The following is a 20,962-nucleotide window of genomic DNA, read 5'->3' on the forward strand; positions in this document are numbered from 1 at the left end:
CTCCTGCGGACTGTGGCGATCATCGTCGAGGGCATAAACTCTGTATGCCGTAAGGGGAAACTCCGTACAGGGTACAAAGTTCATGTCGCCGACGCGAGGGGATACCAGCACAATGGCCGGAAACGATGGCCGGACGGATCCGGAACGGACTCTCGTCCTCCTCTGGCGGGACCACCGGGGGCCCGCCCGCCCGGCCCGTGGACCCAAGCAGGCCTTGACCGTCGACGCGATCGTGGACAGCGCGATCCGCGTCGCGGACACGGAGGGGCTGGACGCCCTGTCGATGCGCAAGGTGGCCGAACCGCTGGGGGTCTCCACCATGTCGCTCTACACCTACGTCCACGGGCGGGCCGAGCTGGTCAACTGCATGCTCGACAAGGTCCTTTCCGAGTCACCGTCGCTCGCCGAGGTCGAGGGCGGCTGGAGGAAGGCTCTGGAGCGGTACGCGCACGGCGCCCGCGACATCGCCCGCCGCCACCCCTGGGTGCCGCCGCTGTTCTCCTCCCGCATGCTCATGGGGCCGAACGAGACCGCGGTATGGGACGGGGTGCTCCACGCCGTCTGCGGAACCGGCCTCGACGAGCGGGAGATGCTCACCGTCGTCAACCTCGTCAACGGCTATGTGCGGGGCGCCACGGTGCAGGAGACCGACGTGGAACAGGACGAGCGGCGGTCGGGCCTGAGCTACCAGGAGTGGTTCGAGCGCAGCGGCCCGGTGCTCGAACGCCTCATCCCCTTCACCCGGTACCCCACACTCACCAAGGTCTGGATGTCCGGCGTCTTCGACGAGCCAGGCTCCGGCTTCGGCCCCGACGGAGGCTTCGAGTTCGGCCTCCAGCGGGTGCTCGACGGCATCGAGCGGTACATCGACGAGCGCACCGCCGCCCGCGACGGCGGTCCAGCCGCTCTCCGGGAGGCCTCCAGCCCCGCCGCCGACCCTGGCAGCACAACTGGCCGACAGGTCCCGGCGGGCCGGGACCGAGGGTGACGAGGGTGGAGCAGGCGTGACAGTTCTGGTGACAGGAGCAACGGGATCCGTCGGACGCCATGTGGTGGCACGGCTCGTGGCCGAGGGAGTGCCGGTACGGGCGCTGACCCGCGACCCGGAGTCGGCCCAGCTGCCCCCGCAGGCCGAGGTGTTCACCGGCGACCTCACACAGCCGCGGACGGTCGTCGAGGCGCTGCGCGGGGTGGAGAAGCTCTACCTCTTCCCGGTGCCCGAGACCGCGGGCGAGGTCGTCGCCGCAGCCAAGGAGGCGGGTGTCCGCCGCATCGTGGTGCTGTCCTCGGCCTCCGTGCTCGACGAGTCCGGCGACAACCACAGCGGTGAGCACCACCGCATCGTGGAGAAGGCCGTGGAGGCCTCGGGCATCGAGTGGACCTTCGTCCGCGCGGACGAGTTCGCCACCAACGTGCTGTGGAAGTGGAGCCACTCCATCCAGGTCGAGGGCGTCGTCCGCGCGCCGTACGGCAACGCCCCGCGCGTGCTGGTCCACGAGAAGGACGTCGCGGCAGTCGCCGCGGCCGCACTCCTCGAGGACGGGCACGGCGGCCGGGCGTACATCGTGACCGGGCCCGAGGCGATCACCCAGACCGACCAGGTGAAGGCCATCGCCGCGGCCACCGGCCGGGACATCGCCTTCGAGGAGATCACCCCCGCCCAGGCGCGGGAGCAGATGGGCCGGTTCATGCCGCTGCCGGTCGTGGACATGGTCCTCGGCTACCTCGCCGACGCCGTCGAGAACCCGCCGGTCCCGGCCGACACGGTCGAGAGGATCACCGGCCGCCCCGCGCTGACCTTCGCGCAGTGGGCCGCCGACCACGCGGCCGGCTTCGCGGCCGCCCAGGACCCGGCGCAGGCCGCCGCATGACCGCCGCCGGTACGCAGGCCGCGCTCGACAACCCCGCCGTCCGCATGACGGGCAGCGGCGAGCCCGAGCAGCACATCGAACGGTACGACGCCGGCCGCCCCGCGGCCGGACGCGGCAAGGTGGTCGTCGAGGTCGAGGCCGCCGGCGTCTCGTTCGCCGAGGTGCAGATGCTCCAGCACCTGCACCCCTTTCCGCCCCGCTTCCCCTTCGTGCCCGGCTACGACCTCGTCGGCCGGATCGTCGAGGTCGGCGACGGCGTCACCGGCTGGAACGCCGGCGACCGCGTCGCCGCCATGCCCCGCTACGGCGGCTGGCAGAAGTACGCCGAACTGCCCGCCAAGCACCTGGCGGCGCTGCCGGAGGACCTGGACGCGGCCGAGGCCGTCGCCCTGGTCACCAACGGTGTGACGGCCTGGCAGATGCTGCACCGCCTCACGGACGTCGAGGCCGGTGACACCGTCCTCGTGCACGGCGCGAGCGGTGGCGTGGGCTCCCTGCTCACCCAGATCGCCGTCCACCGCGGGGTGCGCGTCATCGGCACCGCCTCGCCGGCCAAGCACGACGCGGTACGCGAACTGGGCGCGGAGCCGCTCGACTACCGCACCCCCGATCTGCCGTCCGCGGTCCGCGCGCTGGCCCCCGGCGGCGTCGCGGCGGTCTTCGACCACATCGGCGGCAAGGGCCTCGACAGCAGCTGGGCGATGCTCGCCCCCGGCGGCACCCTGGTGTCCTTCGACTCCTCCGTCGCCGGCTACGAGCCCGGCCAGTGGTTCCGCCCGCATCTGCCGGCCCTGCGCCGCACCGTCCGGCACGCCGTCGCCCGCCGCCTCGGCCGCACCGGCGGCCGCAGGATGCGGATGTACTACGTCAAGCCCGGCAAGGACTTCGAAGCCGACCTGAACGCCATGTACGGGCTGCTGGCGCAGGGCGTGCTGCGCCCGGAGATCGCCGGCCGCCTTCCGCTGGCAGAGGCCGCCGCGGCGCTGCGTGCCCTGCTCGACGGCCGCGCGGTCGGCAAGTACGTCCTCGTCCCCTGAAAGGAATCACCATGACCACCACCGTGAACGAGACCATCACGACCACCGCCGGGCAGAGCGTCCAGGAGCGCAACAAGGAGCTCGCGCTGTCGATGGTCGCCGCCTGGAACCGCTGGGAGCTCCAGGGCATCATCAAGCACTGGGCGCCGGACATCCAGCACTTCTCCGAGGACCGCCTGGTCGACTCGCAGGCCATGGCCGGCGCCATGCAGGGCGGCCTCGCCGCCTTCCCCGACCTCCACCTGGAGGCGAAGAGCGTGGTGGCCGAGGGCGACCGCGTCATCCTGCGCATCACCGTGACCGCCACGCACCTCGGCGAGTTCATGGGCAAGGCCCCCACCGGCAGGAAGGTCACCTGGTACATGCTCGAGGAGCTCCGCTTCAACGAGGCGGGCCAGGTCATCGAGCACTACGACGTCTTCAACTACCTTCCGATGCTGAAGGAGCTGGAGTTCGTCGCGGCGGACGTGCTGTGACCCTCACGGCTCCCGCCGGCGCGAACGTCACCGAAGTGGCCGACGGTGTCCACGCGTACGTGCAGCCCGAAGGCGGCTGGTGCCTGAACAACGCGGGCATCCTCACCGACGGCGGGCAGAGCGCGCTCGTGGACACCGCGGCCACAGAGGCGCGCGCCCGGCGGCTGCGCGAGGCGGCCCTGAGGCTCGCCCCACGGCCGCCTCGCGCCCTGGTCAACACCCACTTCCACGGGGACCACACCTTCGGCAACTTCGTCTTCCCCGAGGCCCTGACGATCGGCCACGAGGAGACCCGCACCCTCGTGCAGGCCGCCGGTCTGCACCTGACCGGTCTGTGGCCGGACGTGTGCTGGGGCGACATCGAGATCAGGCCCCCCGAACTCACCTTCCGGGACCGCACCACGCTGTACGTGGGCGCGATACGCGCCGAGCTCATCCACATCGGGCCGGCCGCGCACACCACCAACGACACGGTGGTGTGGCTGCCGGAACAGCGCGTGCTGTTCACCGGCGACCTGGTGATGAACGGCGTCACACCGTTCTGCGTCATGGGCTCCGTGGCCGGCTCGCTGCGCGCCCTGGACCGGCTGCGGGCGCTGGGCGCCACCACCGTCGTGCCCGGCCACGGTCCGGTCGCCGGCCCGGAGATGCTCGACGCCAACGAGGCCTATCTGCGCCGGATCCAGCAGCTCGCCAAGGAGGGCGTCGCCGCCGGCGTCACCCCTCTCGACCTCGCCCGTGACACCGGCCCGGGCCCCTACGCCGGGCTGCTCGACGCCGAACGCCTGGTCCCCAACCTCCACCGCGGCTACGCCGAGGAACGCGGCCTGCCGGAGGGCTCCCCCCTCGACATCGGCGCCCTCTTCGACGAGATGATCGTCTACCACGGCCGCCACCCGGTCTCGCACGCCTGAGCCTGTTCCCCGGCCGCCGGCCGCCACGGCCGGCCCCCGGCCCGGCGGGCGGGGCATCCCGTGAAGTCCCGCCTGCGCGTGCGCTGTTGGCGCTGGTGGCGAAAGGTATGACGGCTCGTCAACAACTGGCCGGAGCCCGACGGAGCCACCACTCGACCAGTCCGTGCCGTGCCGTGCTCGTGCCGGGGAACGCGAACGCCGTTGCCGAGGGCCGGCCCGCTTCGTGCGGGCCGGCCCACACGTGCGCCGCCCGTGTGTGAGGGTGGGGCGCACGGGATGCGCACCGCGTAAGGGGGCTTCGACATCTGGGGCCTGGTCGCCCCGTGGCCGCTCTTGCGACGGTGGTGACCGCCCTCATGCAGTCAGGTGCTCAGGGACTCCCCGTCGGCGCGCAGGTCCACGGGCACCCCGGCCGGTCCACCGGGGGCCGGACGCATCACGAGACCGGACGCATCACGAGAGCCGGGCGCCCCCCTTCAGGGAGGCGCCCGGCTCTCGTGCGTTGCCCTGCCGGGTCAGACGTCGACGGTCTTCAGGAACGCCTCGAAGGACTTCAGGCCCGGGTGGACGGCGCGCAGGGCGGGGATGTCCGCCCGGTAGCCGTGGTCCTGGAACCACTCGAACATGAGGGCGATCTCGGGGGCGTTGGGGATGTACGGATTGGCCGCCACCGCGTCGAGGGGGATCTCCTCGAAGCGGGCCGGGCCGCCCGTGCGGGCCGCGAACGCCTCGGCGACCTCGGTGGCCGTCAGCTCGTCACCGGCGATCTCGACGGCGCGGCCGAGGTACTCGTCAGGCTTCTCGAAGGCCTCCGCCGCGAACCAGCCGATGTCGTCCACCGCGATGAACTGCACCCGGGTGTCCGGCTTGAGACCCAGCTGGACCACCAGGGTGCCGTCGACCTGCTGGGGGCCGTGCGCCGCGAAGTTGTCCATGAAGAACGTCGGCCGCAGCACGGTGTGGGGCACCCCGAGCTCGTCCAGGTAGCGCTCGATGTGCCGCTTCGAGTCGAAGTGCGGCACACCGCTGTGCCGCTCCGCGCCGCCCACCGAGCTGTACACGACGTGCGCGACACCGGTGTCCCGGGCCGCACGGGCCACCGCGCGGCCCTGGCGGACCTCACCGCCCAGGCCCGCCGGCGTCATGAAGTTCTGCACGCTGAAGACGCCGTGGACGCCGTCCATCGCGGCCCGCAGCGATTGCTCGTCGTTCAGGTCACCCCGTACCGGGGTCACCCCGAGCGCGGCCAGCGCCTGCGCGGCGGGGGCGTCCGGGGTGCGGACCAGGGCCCGCACCTCGCGGCCGCGGGCGGCCAGCTGACGGGCGGTCGCGCCGCCCTGCAGACCGGTCGCGCCGATCACCAGGACCGGGCCGGAAGTCTTCTCCGTCTGGGACATGCTCATGTCTCCTCAGCCGAACAGCGGCGCGTTGGCCGCCGCCCACTCGCGGTACGGGCGGGGCTCGCGGCCGGTGAGGTCGCGCACGGTGGTCGTGGGCCTCGCCCACGGCACCTCGGGGCTGTGCAGCGCGGCGACGTTGCTCACCGCCGCCTCGCGGTCGCCGGTGATTCCGGCGAAGACCTCGACGACCTCCTCCCGGGGCGCGACGGAGAAGTCCAGTTCCCTGCCGATGGCCTCGCCGAGGATGCGCGCCTGCTCCTCGGAGGTCAGCACCTCGGGGCCGGTCAGGACGTACGCCTTGTTCTCGTGCCCGTCCTGCGTCAGCGCGGCGACGGCCACCGAGGAGATGTCGTACTCGTCGATCGGCGCGCCGGGATTGTTCCCGATCCAGTCGCGGACGCGGCTGTTCTCACGGACCGTCTTGATCCACCAGGAGGTGTTGGCGTGGAACGGGCCGGGACGCAGGAACGTCCAGGCGGCGTCGACGCCGAGGATTGCCTCCTCCGCCTCACGGTGCTCCCGCGCGATGCCGTGCGGCAGCGGGTGCAGCACGCCCGCCGACGACAGCAGCACGATCCGGCGCAGGCCCGCCTCGGCGGCCGCGGCGGCGAACGTCCGCGCCTCGGCCGCCACATCGCCCGACAGCACGACCAGCGCGGCGTCGGCACCCTTCAGCGCGACGGCCAGCGAATCCGCGTCGCCGGGGCTGCCCGCGACGACCTCGACGCCCTCCGGCAGGTTCGCCTCCTGCGGCTTCCTGCTGAGCGCCCGCACCTCGCGTCCGAGGGCCACCAACTGCTCGACGACCTCGCGGCCGACCTTGCCCGTTGCTCCGGTCACCAGAATCATGGTCAGGCCCTCCAGCCCTGCGGCTCGGGCCACGGGGAGCCGAGCTGGCGGTACGTGCCCTGGTAGTCGGGCCAGTCACGGTGGTCGCGTATCTTGCCGTCCACGAAGCGGATCAGATGGATCTGCTCGCCGGAGAACTCACGGCCGGTCGGGGCCATGCCGACCAGCTCGCCCACATGGCGGCCGTACAGCACGAGGTTGGCGCGCACCCAGTCGCCGTTCTCCTCCAGGGAGACCTCGACCAGCCGCGCCTCCTGCGAGAACGTCATCTTCAGCCACTTGACGGCCATGGCGAACGAGTCCGGGCCGCGCAGATCCATGTGCTCCATGGTCGCCGGATTCAGGTATTCGGGATGAATGTACTCCGCGACGTCCTCGGTGTTTCCGGTGTTGTACGCCGCGATCATGCGGCGTACGGCAGCAAACTGACTGCTCATCAATTCCCTCCACAGGGCTTTCCGTCACAGGACGTCGGATTTCTTTCATCTTCGGGCCCTGGCTTTCCCCGGGCAAGGGGCGAATTGCCGCTGCGACCGGATGTCCATCGATCCTCCAGCGGATCCCGTGGACGGACCTCCAGGATGAGTTCCGGATGCTCGGCCCCGACGTCCGCATATTCCTGGGAGCTGAATTGAGTACCGACACCGCCACGGCAACCTACAAAACGAAAGTCACCGCCGCCTTCAACGGCGCCGCGGCGACCTACGACCGGCTCGACGTGGAATTCTTCACGCCCATGGGCAGTCGCCTCGTCGAGCTGGCCGCCCCGCGGGAGGGGGAGCGGGTCCTCGACGTCGGCTGCGGCCTCGGCGCCACCCTGCTTCCCGCCGCCCGCCTGATCGGCGAGCAGGGCAGCGCCCTCGGCATCGACATCGCGGAGGCGATGATCGAGGAGGCCGGCAAGGAGGCCGCCCGCCAGGGCATCACCAACGTCGGCCTGCGCGTCATGGACGGCGAGCACCCGGACCTGCCGGCCCGCTCCTTCGACCTGGTGCTCGGCAGCTACAGCGTCATCTTCCTGCCGGACGCCCGCGCGGCCCTGGCCCGCTACGCCGACCTGCTCGCCGACGGCGGCCGTATCGGCTTCACCAGCCCGGTGTTCACCAAGGACACCTTCCCGTTCCTGCCGCCGCTGTTCACCGAGCTGATCCCGATGTCGCTGCTCGAGCACCTGCCGGAGGCCTGGCACCCGGAGCAGCTGCACCGGCAGCTGCACTCCTGGCTGGAGGACCCGGCCGACCTGACGGCCGCGCTCGGGAAGGCCGGCTTCACCGACGTCCGCATCAGCGACGAGCCGGTCCTGCAGACCGCCCCCTCCGGTGAGGCATGGGTGAACTGGTCGCACACACAGGGCATGCGGCTGCTGTGGCAGCACCTGCCGGAGGCAGAGGCGGCCGCCCTGCGCGGGCGCATCGTCACCGCCCTCGACGCGCTGCGAACCGACGGCGGCCGCGGCCGGGTGCAGTTCGAGGTCCCGGTCCGCTACGTCACCGCCACCGTCGCCCGCTGAGCCCGCGCGGACGCACCACGGCGCGGGGCCCGCCGGAGAGATCCGGCGGGCCCCGCGTTCCGTGCTTCCGGCGCCGTCAGGTGACGGACAGCGCGCCGTCCACGGCGAACACGGTGCCGTTGGCGTACGCCGCCTCCGGGCGGGTCAGCTGGACGATCCACCAGGCGATCTCCTCAGGCCGGCCGACCCGACCGGACGGAATGCGCTCCGCCATCTGCGCCAGGAAGCCGTCGTAGGCCTCCTGCGGCATCCCGGCCCGCACGCCGACACCCGTGTCCACGACACCCGGGGCGATGCCCACCGAGCGGATGCCGCGCGGAGCGAGCTCCACGGCCCAGGTACGGGTCAGGAAGTCCATCGCCACCTTGGCCATGCCGTACACCGAGTTCTCGGGCCAGGCCCGGCGCCCCAGCGAGCCGGCCGAGCTGACGTTCACCACGACACCGCCGGTGGCCTGAAGGGCGTCCAGCGCGCGCTGGGCGAGGAACACCGGGGCGATCAGATTGGTGCCCAGCTGAGCGCCGACGGAGGCCCGCTCGAGGCCGTCCAGCGCGACAAAACCGGTGACCGCCGCATTGTTGACGAGGACATCGAGCCGCCCGAATTCGCGCAGCGCGGTGCCGACAACGGCATCCGGCGCCCCCGGGTCGGAGATGTCCGCAGCCAGCACGCGAATTCGCTCGTGACCGTCGGCGGTTTCCTTGAGCGTGTCCTCGTTGCGTCCGACGATCAGCACATGCGCACCGTCGTCGGCGAAAGCGCGGGCGGTTGCCGCACCTATTCCCGTACCGCCGCCGGTGACAATGACGGCCTTCTCCACGGAATTCGTCATCGTGGCCTCAGAAGCACAGGGCGGTGTTGACGCCGCGGATGACGGCCTGCTCGGCGTCGTGACCGAAGTCCTTGTCGCCGATCGTGAACGACAGCTGCACGCGGGCGCTCAGGTCACGCGTGGTGGCGGCCAGGGTGGCGTAGCCCGGGATGCCGGCACCGTGGCCCCACAGGTCGAGGCCCTTGTCGTTCTCGAGCTTCATGATGCCGAGGCCGTACCCGATGCCCATCGGCAGGTTCTCGATCATCTCGGGCGGCAGCGGAGTGGTCATCTCCGTGAACTGCGCGTCCGCCAGCAGCTTGCCGCTGAACAGAGCGCTGAAGAACGTGTCCAGGTCCTTCGTGGTCGAGATGATCTCGCCCGCACAGCCCGCCTCCGACGGGTTCATCAGCGTGACGTCCACCGGCTCGCCGCCGATCTGCATGTAGCCGCGGGCATGCGGCCCGGGGATGTTCGGGTCGTCGCCCGGCAGCACCGTCTCGTCCAGACCCAGGGGCTCCAGCACGCGCTCCGTGATCTCCTCACGGTACGAGCGGCCGGTGACCTTCTTGATGAGCAGACCGATGATGAAGTAGTTCGTGTTGCAGTACATGAACTTCGTGCCCGGCTCGAACTCCAGCGGCTTCGCGGCCGCGATGGCGATCAGGTCCTCGGGCTCGTAGTGCTTGTAGCGGTCGCGCAGGAAGCGGTCGCCCGGCTTCTGGAACGAGTCCATGTAGTTGTACAGACCGCTGGTGTGCTGCATCAGATTGCGGATGGTGATCTTCTCGCCGTACGGCAGCAGGCCCGGCAGGTAGCTCTCCACCGTGCGGTCGAGGTCGATCCTGCCGTCGGCGACCAGCTGGAGCACCACGACCGCGACGAACGGCTTGGTGATGCACGAGATGCGGAAGCGGCCGTCCTCGGGAACCGGGCGGTCCGTGCCCAGCTCCGCGATGCCGGACGTCACGACGAAGGAGTCCTCGCCCCGCGTGACCCGGAACTGGACACCGCCGGCACCGAGCTCGACGAGCCGGTCCGCCGCGCCCTGCACGGCCGTCTGAAGGGCCGAGACCTCCGGCCGGTCGATCGTCGTCTGGGTCATGTCGGGAAACCCCCATGGGATTGCGGTCGGTTCTTGTACGGGGAGACTCGCCGCAGGCGATCGCGGCGCGGCCGGAGGACGGTGGAGCGGAACTCGACCGGGCCGGATCAGGCCAGGTCGTCGCGGGTCACCCGGCGGGCCGCGACCTGCAGCTCACCGGCGTCGCGCACCAGCACGTCCTCGCACACGCACACCCGGTGCACCCGGGAGTCCTTGCCGACCGTCGAGGCGTAGACGACGGCGTAGGAGCGGACGTGCACGGTGCCGTCCTGCTGCGGGCGCACATCGAGCATCCCGATGACGTGGCGGTGCTGCTCGCCGGACCCGGCCAGCTGGGCGTGGGCGCGGGTCGTCGAGGCGATCAGCGCGGACCGGCCGCGCACCGGCTCGGGCAGGGTCGGCACGTCGAAGGTCGCGTCCTCGGTGAACGTACCGGCCCACCGCTGCGGCTCGTTCAGGTCGAGCAGCTGCATCTGGCGGGCGTAGAACTGCTGCACCTCGGCGTACAGCACCGCGGCCTCGGCGGCGGGCAGCTGAACGGCGGTCGCGGGGTCGGCCAGGATGGTCACGGGGAACTCCGATCGTCGGCATGTCGTCTCCGGGCACTCTCCGGGGGCCCGATCGAGCCCTCTTCGAAGATTCCTCAAGTCCCGGAACGGACGGTGGGGACGACCGCAGCCGCGGGCACCGCACAAGGCCCCGCGCGTGGGACGGCAGAGCTCGCCTTCGCGAAGCGGCCCGGTGCCCCTCATCCACGGGAGCGACAGCCATGGTGACCTTCGTCAACAAACTCAACGTCCACGGGGACATCGAGGAGTTCCTCGCCGCCAAGAGCCGCGTCACGGCCTACATGAGCGCCCAGCCCGGCTACGTCAGCCACCAGACCCTCCGTCTGGTCGGCGCCCCCAACGTCTTCGTCGAGCTGGCCGTGTGGGAGGACGCCGCCGCCCACCGCGCCGCCGTCACCGGCGAGGGGTTCCAGGAGCTCGTCAGGGGCCTCGCCGCCCTCGCCACGCCCGAGCCCGGTCTGTACGAGACGGTCCCCGACGCCGACCGTGTCGCCGATGCCGTCTGACCTCCGTCTCAAGCATCTTTCCGCCGGTTCTCGAGCGGCTCCGGCATACGGTCGGGACAATCACACAGTTCTGGAGGGACGATGACGGCACCGACGAAGCCGGTGGCGCTGGTCACCGGTGCCACCAGCGGTATCGGCCTGGCCGTGGCGCGCGACCTGGGGCGCCGCGGTCACCGCGTGTTCATCTGCGCGCGCACCCCCGAGAAGGTACGGGAGACCGTGGCCGGGCTGCGCGCCGAGGGGCTGGAGGCGGACGGCGCGGCGGCCGACGTGCGCGACCGCGAGTCCGTGGCGGCGCTCGTCGCCGCGGCCGTGGCGACGTTCGGCCCGATCAGTGTCCTGGTCAACAACGCGGGCCGCAGCGGCGGCGGGGTCACCGCGGACATCGATGACGAGCTCTGGGACGACGTCATCGACACCAACCTCAACAGCGTCTTCCGGCTGACCCGCGAGGTGCTGAAGAAGGGCGGCATGGAGGGCGCCTCCTACGGCCGCATCATCAACATCGCCTCCACGGCCGGCAAGCAGGGCGTCGTGCTCGGTGCCCCGTACTCCGCCTCGAAGCACGGTGTCGTCGGCTTCACCAAGGCCCTCGGCAACGAGCTGGCCCCCACCGGCATCACCGTCAACGCCGTCTGCCCCGGCTACGTCGAGACGCCCATGGCCCAGCGGGTGCGCGCCGGCTACGCAGCCGCGTACGACACCACGGAGGACGCGGTCATGCAGAAGTTCACCGCGAAGATACCCCTCGGCCGGTACGCGACCCCCGAAGAGGTCGCGGGCCTCGTCGGCTATCTGACCACCGACCTCGCCTCGTCCATCACCTCCCAGGCGCTCAACGTCTGCGGCGGACTGGGCAACTTCTGACCCGGAAGAGAGACATCCGATGGCAAACGAGCGGGTGCACCGCACGGTGCACGAGGTGGAGACGGACGCGCCGGCGGACGTGGTCTACGGGCTGATCGCGGACGCCGAGCGGTGGCCGCTGCACTTCCCGCCCAATGTGCACGTGGAGAAACTCGAGAGCGACGGCGGCACCGAGCGGCTGCGCATGTGGGCCACGGCCAACGACCGGATCAAGTCCTGGACCTCGCGCCGCGTCCTGGACCCCGGGCGGCGGCGCATCGGGTTCCGCCAGGAGGTGTCCGCGGCTCCCGTCGAGTCGATGGGCGGTACCTGGATCGTCGAGCCGCTCGGCGACGAGCGCTCGAAGCTGACGCTGCTGCACGACTTCACCGTCGTCGGCGACCGCGCGGAGGACGTCGAGTGGGTGGAACGTGCCACCGACACCAACAGCCGTGCGGAGCTGGAGAATCTGCGTACCCTGGTGGCCGGGCGGAAGCTGGAGGACCTCGTCCTGTCCTTCGAGGACTCCGTCCACGCCGACGGCCCGGCCGAGCTCGTCTACGACTTCCTTCACCGGGTTCAGGACTGGCCGGAGCGGGTCCCGCACGTCGACCGGCTCGAACTGACGGAGGACGAGCCGGGGGTGCAGGTCATGGCCATGGACACACGTACCGCGGACGGTTCGGTGCACACCACGGAGTCCGTGCGCGTGTGCTTCCCCGACGACCTGCGGATCGTCTACAAGCAGACCGCCACGCCCGCGCTGATGGCCGCCCACACCGGCCGCTGGACCGTGGTGCCCGCCGAGGGCGGCGGCGTCACCGTCACCTCCCAGCACAGTGTGGTCCTGCGCGAGGAGCCCATCCGGCGCATCCTCGGCGAGGACGCCGACGTCGCCCGGGCGCGCACCTACGTCCGCGAGGCGCTCGGCCGCAACAGCACCGCCACGCTCAACCTCGCGAAGAAGTTCGCGGAGAGCGACGTCCCCGCTCTCCGAACCGCTTGACCAGGAGCATGTATGCGAATTGCCTCACCCGCCGCGTCCCGTGCGCACTCCCAGCTCACGCTGGAGGAGGTCACCAAGCGCTACGACGACCATGTCGTCCTGGACCGGGTGTCCTTCACCGTCAAGCCCGGCGAGAAAGCCGGCGTCATCGGTGACAACGGATCGGGGAAGTCGACCCTGCTGCGGATCATCGCCGGAGCCGAGAGAGCGGACAACGGCGATGTGACCGTCACCGCCCCGGGCGGTGTCGGCCACCTTCCGCAGCGCCTCGAAATGCCCCCCGGTGCCACCGTCAGAGACGTGCTGGACCAGGCATTCGCGGATCTGCGGGATCTGGAGAAGCGGCTGCACGCCGCCGAGGACGGGCTCGTCGACGACGACCCGCGGCTCCTGGACGAGTACGGCGACCTGCTGGCGGAGTTCGAGGACCGCGGCGGCTACGAGGCCGATGCACGGGCCGACGCTGCCCTCCACGGGCTCGGGCTGCCCGGTCTCGACCGCGAGCGGCCCGTCGAGACCCTCTCCGGCGGAGAGCGCCGCCGGCTGGCCCTGGCGGCGACGCTGGCCGCGGCCCCCGAGCTGCTGCTGCTCGACGAGCCCACCAACGACCTGGACGACCAGGCCGTCGACTGGCTCGAGAAGCGGCTGCAGGACCATCGCGGCACCGTGGTCGTCATCACCCACGACCGGGCCTTCCTGGAGGCCGTGACCTCGTCGATCCTCGAAGTGGACCCGGACCGCCGGACCGTCAACCGGTACGGGGACGGCTACCAGGGCTACTTGACGGCCAAGGCCGCCGCCCGCGCCCGCTGGGAGCGCGAGTACCAGGACCATCTCGCCGAGATCGACCGCCAGGAGACCCTCGCGGCCAACGCCGGCCGGATGCTGGCGACGATCGCCAAGAAGGGCCCGTGGGCCTTCAGCGGCTCCGAGCACCACCGGGCCCGCTCCTCCTCGTCCTCGACGTCCAGCAAGGCCCGCAACGCCAACGAGCGGCTGCGCAGGCTGCGGGAGAACCCCGTGCCCGCGCCGCCCGAGCCGCTGCGGTTCACCGCCTCCCTCGCTCTTGGGGACGACACCGCCGCGGACGACACCGCCCGGGCCGGTTCGCAGGAACCGCTCGCCGAGGTGAGGGACCTGGAGGTGACCGGCCGGCTGCGGGTCGGCCGGCTGGCCATCGCGCCCGGCGAGCGGCTGCTGATCACCGGGCCGAACGGTGCGGGCAAGAGCACCCTGCTGCGGGTGCTCGCCGGTGACCTCGAGCCCGACGCCGGCACCGCGCGGCGGGCCGCCCACACCGGCTGGCTGCGCCAGGACGAGATGCCCAAGCACCCCCGGCGCTCGGTGCTCGCGGAGTTCGCCGACGGACGGCCCGGGCACCCCGACGAGTACACCGAACAGCTCCTGTCCCTCGGCCTGTTCCGCGAGCCGGAGCTGCGGCTGCCGGTCGGCTCCCTGTCGGTGGGCCAGCGCCGCCGCATCGACCTGGCGCGCCTGGTGACCCGTCCGGTGGACCTGCTGCTGCTCGACGAGCCGACCAACCACCTGTCCCCGCTGCTGGTCGAGGAGCTCGAGGCGGCTCTGGGGGACTACACGGGTGCGGTGGTCGTCGTCACCCACGACCGCCGGATGCGGCGCGCGTTCCGCGGCTCGCACCTTCGCCTGAACGAGGGCGCCGTGGTCACCGGCTGACCCGTGGGCCGTATCCGCGAAGTCCCGCCCGGCCCGCGACTCCCCGGAGTTTCGCCGTACCGCCTGGCGGGCACGTTCGCCGGGTTGCCGGGCTCGTCCGGTTGCGTGCGGTTCGCGTACCGGATGCCGTCGGCCCTGTTCCGTTCGGTGGGACGGTGCTGCTTTGCGGATACGGCCGTGGTGTCGTGACCGGGGTGGTTCACGGGCTCGCGATTGTCCCGGAGCTGTGTCCGGGAGGTATCCCGTGGTGGGCACGTTCGCCGGGTTGCCGGGCTCGTCCGGTTGCGTGCGGTTCGCGTACCGGATGCGGTCGGCCGTGTCCCGTTCGGTGGGACGGTGCTGCTTTGCGGATACGGCCGTGGTGTCGTGACCGGGGTGGTTCACGGGCTCGCGATTGTCCCGGAGCTGTGTCCGGGAGGTATCCCGTGGTGGGCACGTTCGCGTCGCCGGCGGAGTCGCCCGAGTGCGTCCGGTACGAGGGTGATCTCCCTGGCCTGCGGCCGGGCGGTACCCACCGCCTTGCGATTCGCCGCGCCGGGCGCCTCTCGGCGGACCTTGCCGGTCACGGCGCTTGCGCCGCCGCGCGGACGGCGTCGAGCAGCCCGGCCTGCTGCCGTGACTCCTCACCGAGGAGCAGCAGGCCGGGCTCGACCCGTTCCCGCTCGCGCACGGCCGTGGCGAAGAACCGCAGGACGGCCTCGAAGTGGTCCTCGGCCGGGAGCCGGATCGCGGTGTGCTCGGTGCCGACCGTGAGCTGCAGGACCGGGCAGTGGCCGGGCGCGGTCGTGTAGACGTGCTCGACGGCGAGGGTGCCGGCGCTGCCCTGGATCTCGTACCACGAGCGGTAGTGGTGCTCCATGCCGAACCGGATCTGCGCCGTGGCACCGCTGGGGGCGGTGAGCAGCACCGCGCCGCCGGTGTCCACGCCGTGCCGGTCGCTGCGCCGCAGGACGGCCCCGGCGACCGTGAGGCCGCCGCCGAGGAGACGCAGTGCGGCCCGCAGCGGATAGACGCCGTTGTCGAGCAGCGCGCCGCCGCCGAGGGCCGGGTCGTAGCGGGTGTCACCCTCGGGCCGGGGCGGGATGGTGAACGCGGCGGAGACCGCGCGGACCTCGCCGAGCGTGCCGGCCGCCAGCAGCTCGGTCACCTTCCGCTGTGTGCCGTGGTGCAGGAACATGAAGTTCTCCAGCAGCACCAGGCCCCGCTGCCCGGCCAGTGTGAACAGACGCCGCGCGTCCGCCCCGCCGGCCGCCAGCGGCTTCTCCACCAGCACGTGCTTGCCGGCCAGGAGGGCCCGCTCGGCCCAGACGGCGTGCAGCATCGTGGGCAGGCACAGGTAGACGGCCTCGGTCCCGTCGTCGGCCAGCAGTTCCTCGTACGAGGACAGCGGGGCGCCGCCGAAACGGGCCGCGAACGACGCGGCCCGCCCGGGGTCCCGGGAGGCCACGGCGGCCAGCTCCAGTCCGGGCGTACGCAGGAGCGCCGGGAGCGTCCGGCGCTCGGCGATGTCACCGCAGCCGAGAAGGCCGAGGCGCAGGGGAGCGGGCATGACCGTCCTCGGGTGGGTGGATGGCGGAGCTCAGTACAGGGTGTGGGCGCACACCACGAGGGTGCGCAGTTCGACGTTGAGGTAGTTGCTGTGTGCCAGCAGCTCGGTGAGCTGGGCGAACGTCAGCCATGCGTAGTCCTCGGGCACGTCCTCGCAGAAGGCGTCGGGGACTTCTACGATCGTGTACCGGTTCTCCGCGTGGTAGAAGCGGCCGCCCTCCTCCGACTGCACGGCGTCGTAGCGCAGCCGGTCCCCGGGCGCCGCGAGCACGTCGGCGAGGAACGGCGGGTAGGGCTCCGTGCCCGGGCCGGTGTGGTCGGCGGGACGGCAGTGCACGGTCGGCGCCAGCTCGGCGACGTTCAGGTGCCCCACGTCGACCCGTGCCTGGACCAGGGCGTGCAGTGCCCCGTTGATGCGTTTGACGATCAGCGCCATCAGCCCCGGCACCTGCGGCTGGATCAGCGGCTGGGCCCAGGCGGCGACCTCGCGGTTGCTGGCCGAGATGTCGGCTCCGATGACCTTGAAGCGCCGGCCGCTGTCGTGCCCGATCTCCTTGTCGCCGAACAGCCAGCCGTCCTCCGCGACCTCCTTCAGCGGCACCCGGCGCTGGTTGAGCTCGCTCAGTGCCCGGATCCCGGTGAGCCAGCTGTGTATCTCCGCCGCGCTGTTGAGGGCGGGCGCGTCCGGGTCGTGGAAGGACCGCAGCACCGGGTCGGCGGGATCGGCGCAGCCGGCGCCGGCGGTCGGCAGGCAGGCGAGGATCGAGCGCGTGTCCATGTTGACCACGTTGTCCAGCAGCAGCAGGCGCAGCAGCTGACCGAAGGTCAGCCAGCGGAAGTCCTCGCCGGTCTCGATGTCCTCGTCGATCTCCACGATCATGTTGCGGTTGCGTTTGGCGAGGAACCAGTCGGCCTGCTCGGACTGGAGCACGTCCACGAGCACCCTGGCCCGGCCGCGTTCCAGGAAGAGGTCGAGGAACGGGATGCCGCGGCCCTTGTGGACGCCCGTGAAGTTGCTGCGGGTGGCCTGCACGGTGGGGGAGAGCTGGAGCATGTTGATGTTGCCCGGCTCCATCTTGGCCTGCATCAGGAAGTGGAGCACGCCGTCGATCTCGCGGGCGACGATGCCGAGCAGGCCCACCTCGGGCTGCACGATGATCGGCTGCTTCCAGCCGCGGGACGGCAGCGCGTCGGCGTGGACGTGCAGGCCCTCCACCGCGAAGAACCTGCCCGACTCGTGCCGCAGATCGCCGCTCACCTCGTCGAAGGCCCACCCTCGCAGTTGCGCGAAGGGAACGGGCGTGACCTGGAACTGCCCGCGCCGGGCCTGCTCGGCCAGCCAGCCGGGCACCCGGTCCACGGGCATGGCAGGGGAGTCGGGCACCCGTGCCGACGCCAGCAGGCGCCGCGCGGTGTCCGCACGGTCCGCGGTCCGTGCCAGGGTGTCAGCGAGCATCGTCCAGCGCCTCCTCGATGATGTGGCCGACGGATTCCGTGCGGTCGTTGAGGAAGAAATGGCCGCCGGGCAGCACATGGAGTCCGAACGGGCCGCCGGCCACCTCCGACCAGCGCTGCGCGTCCTCGACGGAGACGTTCGGGTCGCTGTCACCGGTCAGCGCGGTGACCGGGAACCGTACGGCGGGCCCCGGCCGGTGGCGGTAGGCGCCCGCCATCGCGTAGTCGCTGCGGATCGCCGGCAGCACCATGCGGAGCAGTTCCTCGTCCCGCAGCAGTGCCGGGTCGGTGCCCTGCAGCCGGGCGATCCTGGCGATGAGCGCCTGGTCGTCCAGGAGATGAACGGTCTCCCGCAGCGCCGTTTCCGGCGCCCGGCGCCCGGAGACGAACAGATGGCGGGGGCTGGTGCCTTCCTCCTCCAGCCTGCGGGCGGTCTCGTACGCGAGTGTCGCGCCGAGGCTGTGCCCGAACAGGGCGAAGGGCCGGCCGGTCCACTGCCGCAGTTCCGGCAGCAGCGCCTCGACCAGTGCGTCGACCGTGCGGATGAACGGCTCGCCCCGCCGGTCCTGGCGGCCCGGGTACTGCACGGCCAGCACCTCGATACCGGCCGGGGCGAGTGCGGTGGCCAGGCCGAGGAAGGCGCTGGCCGATCCGCCGGCGTGCGGGAAGCACACCAGCCGCAGGGACGCGGCCTCTGCGGGACGGTAGCGGCGCAGCCACTCGCCGGAGGCGGCGGCCGGAGCGCGGGTCGGGGTCGGGAGGGTCACGGTGGTTCAGCTCCTCTGGGGCGGCGTGTAGCGCGGAAGCCGGCCGGAGGCCAGGGCGTCGGCGAGGGAGGGGGCCGCCGCGTCCTTGACCGAGCGCAGGGGCGGCCCGGCCAGGTCCCACGGCAGGCCCATCGCGGGGTCGAGCGCGTCGACGTCGACCATCGCGCCGGGCACGTACTCCGTGGAGAGCAGATAGTTCACGCAGGTGCCGTCCTCGAGGGCGAGGAAGGCATGGCCGATGCTGCCGGGCATGTACAGGGCGACACCGTCGCCGGCTTCCAGCCTGGTGGTCTCGTACGCGCCGAAGGTCGGCGAGCCCACCCGCAGGTCGACCATGACGTCGAGGACCGCCCCGCGCACGCACGTCACCAGTTTGCTCGCGTCGCCGGGCACGTCGTTGCAGTGCAGACCGCGCAGGACACCGCGCCGCGAGACGGAGTTGTTGACCTGGCGGACCGTGAACGGCAGACCGGTCGCCCCGGTCAGCTCGCTGTGCTTCGCCGCCTCGTAGAAGTCGCCGCGCTCGTCGGCGATCCGTTGCGGGACGAGCCGGTAGGTGCCGGGGATGCCGGTCTCATCGATGCGCACGGGCACCCGCCGTCCGCGCCTGCGTCTGCTGCGCGGTGCGAGCCTTGAGCGGCTCCCACCAGGCCCGGTTCTCGCGGTACCAGGCCACCGTCTCGGCCAGTCCCCGCTCGAAGGGGACGCGCGGCGCGTAGCCCAGCTCGGCGGATATCTTCGCGATGTCCACCGAGTAGCGGCGGTCGTGCGCGGCCCGGTCGGCCACGCGGCGCACCGCCGACCGGTCACGGCCGCACAGGTCCAGGAGGCGGTCCGTCAGTTCGAGGTTGGTCAGTTCGGTACCGCCGCCGATGTTGTAGATCTCGCCGGGCCGGCCTTTCACGGCGACCAGGGCGATGCCCCGGCAGTGGTCGTCCACGTGCAGCCAGTCCCGGCTGTTGCCCCCGTCCCCGTACAGCGGTACGTCGAGCCCGTCCACGAGGTTCGTGGTGAACAGCGGGATGGCCTTCTCCGGGAACTGGTAGGGCCCGTAGTTGTTGGAGCACCGCGTCACGCACACCTCCAGCCCGTGGGTGCGGTGGAACGCCAGCGCCATCAGGTCGGAGGACGCCTTGGAGGCGGCGTAGGGGGAGTTGGGAAGCAGCGGGTGGTCCTCTGCCCACGAGCCCCGTTCGATCGACCCGTACACCTCGTCCGTCGACACGTGCACGAAGCGCCCGGTCCCGGCGTCGACGGCGGCCTGCAGCAGGGTCTGAGTGCCCAGCACGTTGGTCCGTACGAACTGGGAGGCGTCGGCGATCGAACGGTCCACGTGCGACTCGGCCGCGAAGTGCACCACCAGGCCGGTGCCGGCCATCAGCCGCCCCACCAGGTCCCGGTCACAGATGTCCCCGTGCACGAACTCCAGCCGCTCATGGCCGCGGACCGGGTCCAGGTTGGCGCGGTTCCCGGCGTAGGTGAGGGCGTCCAGCACCACCACCCGGGTCCCGTCGAGGTCCGGATAGGCGCCGGACAGCAGCTCTCTGACGAAGTGCGAGCCGATGAAGCCCGCACCTCCGGTCACGAGGACACGCATCTGCATGAGGCCTTTCCTGGAAGGGGGACGGGAGTCCGTACGGGTGTCGGGCCGGTGGCGGCCGTCACGCGGCGGGGGAGTCGGCCGCGGCCTCCGCCGCGGCCCGCCGGGCGAGCTCCCGCACGTAGTCGCCGTAGCCCGAGTTGCCGAGTTCACGGCCCAGCGCGAAGCACTGCTCGTGGGTGATGAACCCCATCCGCAGGGCGATCTCCTCCACACAGGCGATCCGCTCGCCCTGGCGCTGCTCCAGCAACTGCACGTACTGGCCGGCCTGGAGCAGCGAGTCATGGGTGCCCATGTCCAGCCAGGCGAACCCGCGGCCCAGCTCGCTCAGCCGGGCCCGGCCCTGCGCCAGGTAGACACGGTTGACGTCGGTGATCTCCAGCTCGCCGCGCGCGGAGGGGGTGAGCCGGCGGGCGATGTCCACCACGTCGTTGTCGTAGAGGTACAGGCCGGTGACGGCCAGGTTGGAGCGTGGCTTGACCGGTTTCTCCACCAGGGAGACCAGGCGCCCGTCGGCATCCACCTCGCCGACCCCGTACCGCTGCGGGTCCTTGACCGGGTAGCCGAACAGCTCACAGCCGTCGAGGCGGGCGGTGGACTGCGCGATCAGGGACGAGAAGCCCGGCCCGTGGAAGACGTTGTCCCCGAGGATCAGGGCCACCGGGCTGTCGCCGATGTGCTCCTCGCCGATGAGGAAGGCCTCCGCGATGCCGCGCGGCTCCTCCTGGTGCGCGTAGCTCAGCCGGAGTCCGAGCTGCCCGCCGTCGCCGAGCAGCGCTCGGAACATCTCCAGGTGGCTCTTCGCCGAGATGATCTGGATGTCCCGGACGCCGGCCAGCATCAGCACCGACAGCGGGTAGTAGATCATCGGCTTGTCGTACACCGGAAGCAGCTGTTTGGACACGACTCCCGTCAGCGGCCGCAGCCGGGTACCACTCCCGCCGGCCAGGACGATGCCCTTCATCGGGCGCGGGGATGCCGGGCCGGTCAGCGACGACAG

22 protein-coding genes are annotated in these 20,962 nt (G+C 71.6%); 10 read left to right on the plus strand and 12 right to left on the minus strand.

Features of this window, described 5'->3' with window-relative positions:
- Positions 1–112: 112 nt before the first annotated feature.
- The 5 genes from ACFU5O_RS29130 to ACFU5O_RS29150 are packed head-to-tail and all read left to right on the plus strand — an operon-like array spanning position 113 to position 4,298.
- Positions 113–988: a TetR/AcrR family transcriptional regulator gene (locus ACFU5O_RS29130; RefSeq protein WP_384245049.1), complete on the plus strand. Its 876-nt coding sequence runs from the start codon at positions 113–115 to the stop codon at positions 986–988.
- Positions 989–1,004: 16 nt separating this feature from the next.
- Positions 1,005–1,871, plus strand: coding sequence for an NAD(P)H-binding protein (locus ACFU5O_RS29135; RefSeq protein ID WP_384245051.1), 867 nt, complete (start codon positions 1,005–1,007; stop codon positions 1,869–1,871).
- Positions 1,868–2,908, plus strand: coding sequence for a zinc-binding dehydrogenase (locus tag ACFU5O_RS29140; protein WP_384245053.1), 1,041 nt, complete (start codon positions 1,868–1,870; stop codon positions 2,906–2,908). The genes ACFU5O_RS29135 and ACFU5O_RS29140 overlap by 4 nt, the downstream gene beginning before the upstream one ends.
- Positions 2,909–2,919: 11 nt before the next feature.
- Positions 2,920–3,384, plus strand: a complete 465-nt coding sequence (locus ACFU5O_RS29145) for an ester cyclase (protein WP_384245055.1) — start codon at positions 2,920–2,922, stop codon at positions 3,382–3,384.
- Positions 3,381–4,298: an MBL fold metallo-hydrolase gene (locus tag ACFU5O_RS29150; protein WP_384245057.1), complete on the plus strand. Its 918-nt coding sequence runs from the start codon at positions 3,381–3,383 to the stop codon at positions 4,296–4,298. Before ACFU5O_RS29145 ends, ACFU5O_RS29150 begins: the two co-directional genes overlap by 4 nt.
- A 515-nt stretch (positions 4,299–4,813) precedes the next feature.
- Here ACFU5O_RS29150 and ACFU5O_RS29155 read toward each other — a convergent pair.
- From ACFU5O_RS29155 to ACFU5O_RS29165, 3 genes are read right to left on the minus strand one after another with little or no spacing between them, the layout of a single operon-like run.
- Positions 4,814–5,695, minus strand: a complete 882-nt coding sequence (locus ACFU5O_RS29155) for an NmrA/HSCARG family protein (protein WP_384245058.1) — start codon at positions 5,693–5,695, stop codon at positions 4,814–4,816.
- A 12-nt stretch (positions 5,696–5,707) separates the two neighbouring features.
- Positions 5,708–6,547: an NAD(P)H-binding protein gene (locus ACFU5O_RS29160; protein WP_384245060.1), complete on the minus strand. Its 840-nt coding sequence runs from the start codon at positions 6,545–6,547 to the stop codon at positions 5,708–5,710.
- A 2-nt stretch (positions 6,548–6,549) separates the two neighbouring features.
- A complete protein-coding gene (locus ACFU5O_RS29165; protein WP_384245062.1) occupies positions 6,550–6,984 on the minus strand; it encodes a SnoaL/DnrD family polyketide biosynthesis methyl ester cyclase in 435 nt (144 codons plus the stop codon).
- A gap of 194 nt (positions 6,985–7,178) precedes the next feature.
- Between ACFU5O_RS29165 and ACFU5O_RS29170 the strand changes: the two genes are divergently transcribed.
- Positions 7,179–8,057, plus strand: coding sequence for a class I SAM-dependent methyltransferase (locus tag ACFU5O_RS29170; protein WP_384245064.1), 879 nt, complete (start codon positions 7,179–7,181; stop codon positions 8,055–8,057).
- Positions 8,058–8,133: 76 nt separating this feature from the next.
- Here the strand turns inward: ACFU5O_RS29170 and ACFU5O_RS29175 are convergent, their stop codons facing one another.
- The 3 genes from ACFU5O_RS29175 to ACFU5O_RS29185 all read right to left on the minus strand — a co-directional run bounded on the left by ACFU5O_RS29175 (position 8,134) and on the right by ACFU5O_RS29185 (position 10,542).
- On the minus strand, positions 8,134–8,889 hold the full coding sequence (locus tag ACFU5O_RS29175) for an SDR family NAD(P)-dependent oxidoreductase (RefSeq protein ID WP_384245066.1): 756 nt from the start codon (positions 8,887–8,889) through the stop codon (positions 8,134–8,136).
- 7 nt (positions 8,890–8,896) lie between these two features.
- Complete coding sequence (locus tag ACFU5O_RS29180) at positions 8,897–9,973, minus strand: serine hydrolase domain-containing protein (RefSeq protein WP_384245068.1); 1,077 nt, start codon at positions 9,971–9,973, stop codon at positions 8,897–8,899.
- Between the two features lie 107 nt (positions 9,974–10,080).
- Positions 10,081–10,542: a nuclear transport factor 2 family protein gene (locus tag ACFU5O_RS29185; protein ID WP_384245070.1), complete on the minus strand. Its 462-nt coding sequence runs from the start codon at positions 10,540–10,542 to the stop codon at positions 10,081–10,083.
- A gap of 200 nt (positions 10,543–10,742) precedes the next feature.
- Here ACFU5O_RS29185 and ACFU5O_RS29190 point away from each other — a divergent pair, with 200 nt between their 5' ends.
- The 4 genes from ACFU5O_RS29190 (at position 10,743) to abc-f (ending at position 14,592) form a co-directional block, all read left to right on the plus strand.
- Positions 10,743–11,048, plus strand: a complete 306-nt coding sequence (locus tag ACFU5O_RS29190) for an antibiotic biosynthesis monooxygenase family protein (protein WP_384245072.1) — start codon at positions 10,743–10,745, stop codon at positions 11,046–11,048.
- Positions 11,049–11,129: 81 nt separating this feature from the next.
- On the plus strand, positions 11,130–11,915 hold the full coding sequence (gene fabG / locus ACFU5O_RS29195) for a 3-oxoacyl-ACP reductase FabG (protein WP_384245074.1): 786 nt from the start codon (positions 11,130–11,132) through the stop codon (positions 11,913–11,915).
- Between the two features lie 19 nt (positions 11,916–11,934).
- A complete protein-coding gene (locus ACFU5O_RS29200) occupies positions 11,935–12,900 on the plus strand; it encodes an aromatase/cyclase (protein WP_384245075.1) in 966 nt (321 codons plus the stop codon).
- A gap of 12 nt (positions 12,901–12,912) precedes the next feature.
- Complete coding sequence (abc-f, locus tag ACFU5O_RS29205; RefSeq protein WP_384245076.1) at positions 12,913–14,592, plus strand: ribosomal protection-like ABC-F family protein; 1,680 nt, start codon at positions 12,913–12,915, stop codon at positions 14,590–14,592.
- A gap of 562 nt (positions 14,593–15,154) precedes the next feature.
- Here abc-f and ACFU5O_RS29210 read toward each other — a convergent pair.
- From ACFU5O_RS29210 to rfbA, 6 genes are all read right to left on the minus strand, one after another.
- A complete protein-coding gene (locus ACFU5O_RS29210) occupies positions 15,155–16,141 on the minus strand; it encodes a Gfo/Idh/MocA family protein (protein WP_384245077.1) in 987 nt (328 codons plus the stop codon).
- A gap of 30 nt (positions 16,142–16,171) precedes the next feature.
- Entirely contained in the window at positions 16,172–17,596 is a 1,425-nt protein-coding gene (locus ACFU5O_RS29215) for an NDP-hexose 2,3-dehydratase family protein (protein ID WP_384245078.1), read from the minus strand.
- Positions 17,586–18,362, minus strand: coding sequence for a thioesterase II family protein (locus ACFU5O_RS29220; protein WP_384245080.1), 777 nt, complete (start codon positions 18,360–18,362; stop codon positions 17,586–17,588). Before ACFU5O_RS29220 ends, ACFU5O_RS29215 begins: the two co-directional genes overlap by 11 nt.
- A 6-nt stretch (positions 18,363–18,368) precedes the next feature.
- Positions 18,369–18,950, minus strand: a complete 582-nt coding sequence (locus ACFU5O_RS29225) for a dTDP-4-dehydrorhamnose 3,5-epimerase family protein (RefSeq protein ID WP_384245081.1) — start codon at positions 18,948–18,950, stop codon at positions 18,369–18,371.
- Entirely contained in the window at positions 18,937–19,959 is a 1,023-nt protein-coding gene (gene rfbB, locus ACFU5O_RS29230; protein WP_384245170.1) for a dTDP-glucose 4,6-dehydratase, read from the minus strand. Before rfbB ends, ACFU5O_RS29225 begins: the two co-directional genes overlap by 14 nt.
- A 64-nt stretch (positions 19,960–20,023) precedes the next feature.
- A complete protein-coding gene (rfbA, locus tag ACFU5O_RS29235) occupies positions 20,024–20,926 on the minus strand; it encodes a glucose-1-phosphate thymidylyltransferase RfbA (RefSeq protein WP_384245172.1) in 903 nt (300 codons plus the stop codon).
- Positions 20,927–20,962: the final 36 nt, after the last annotated feature.

This window comes from Streptomyces sp. NPDC057445 (assembly GCF_042802855.1).
GTDB lineage: Bacteria > Actinomycetota > Actinomycetes > Streptomycetales > Streptomycetaceae > Streptomyces.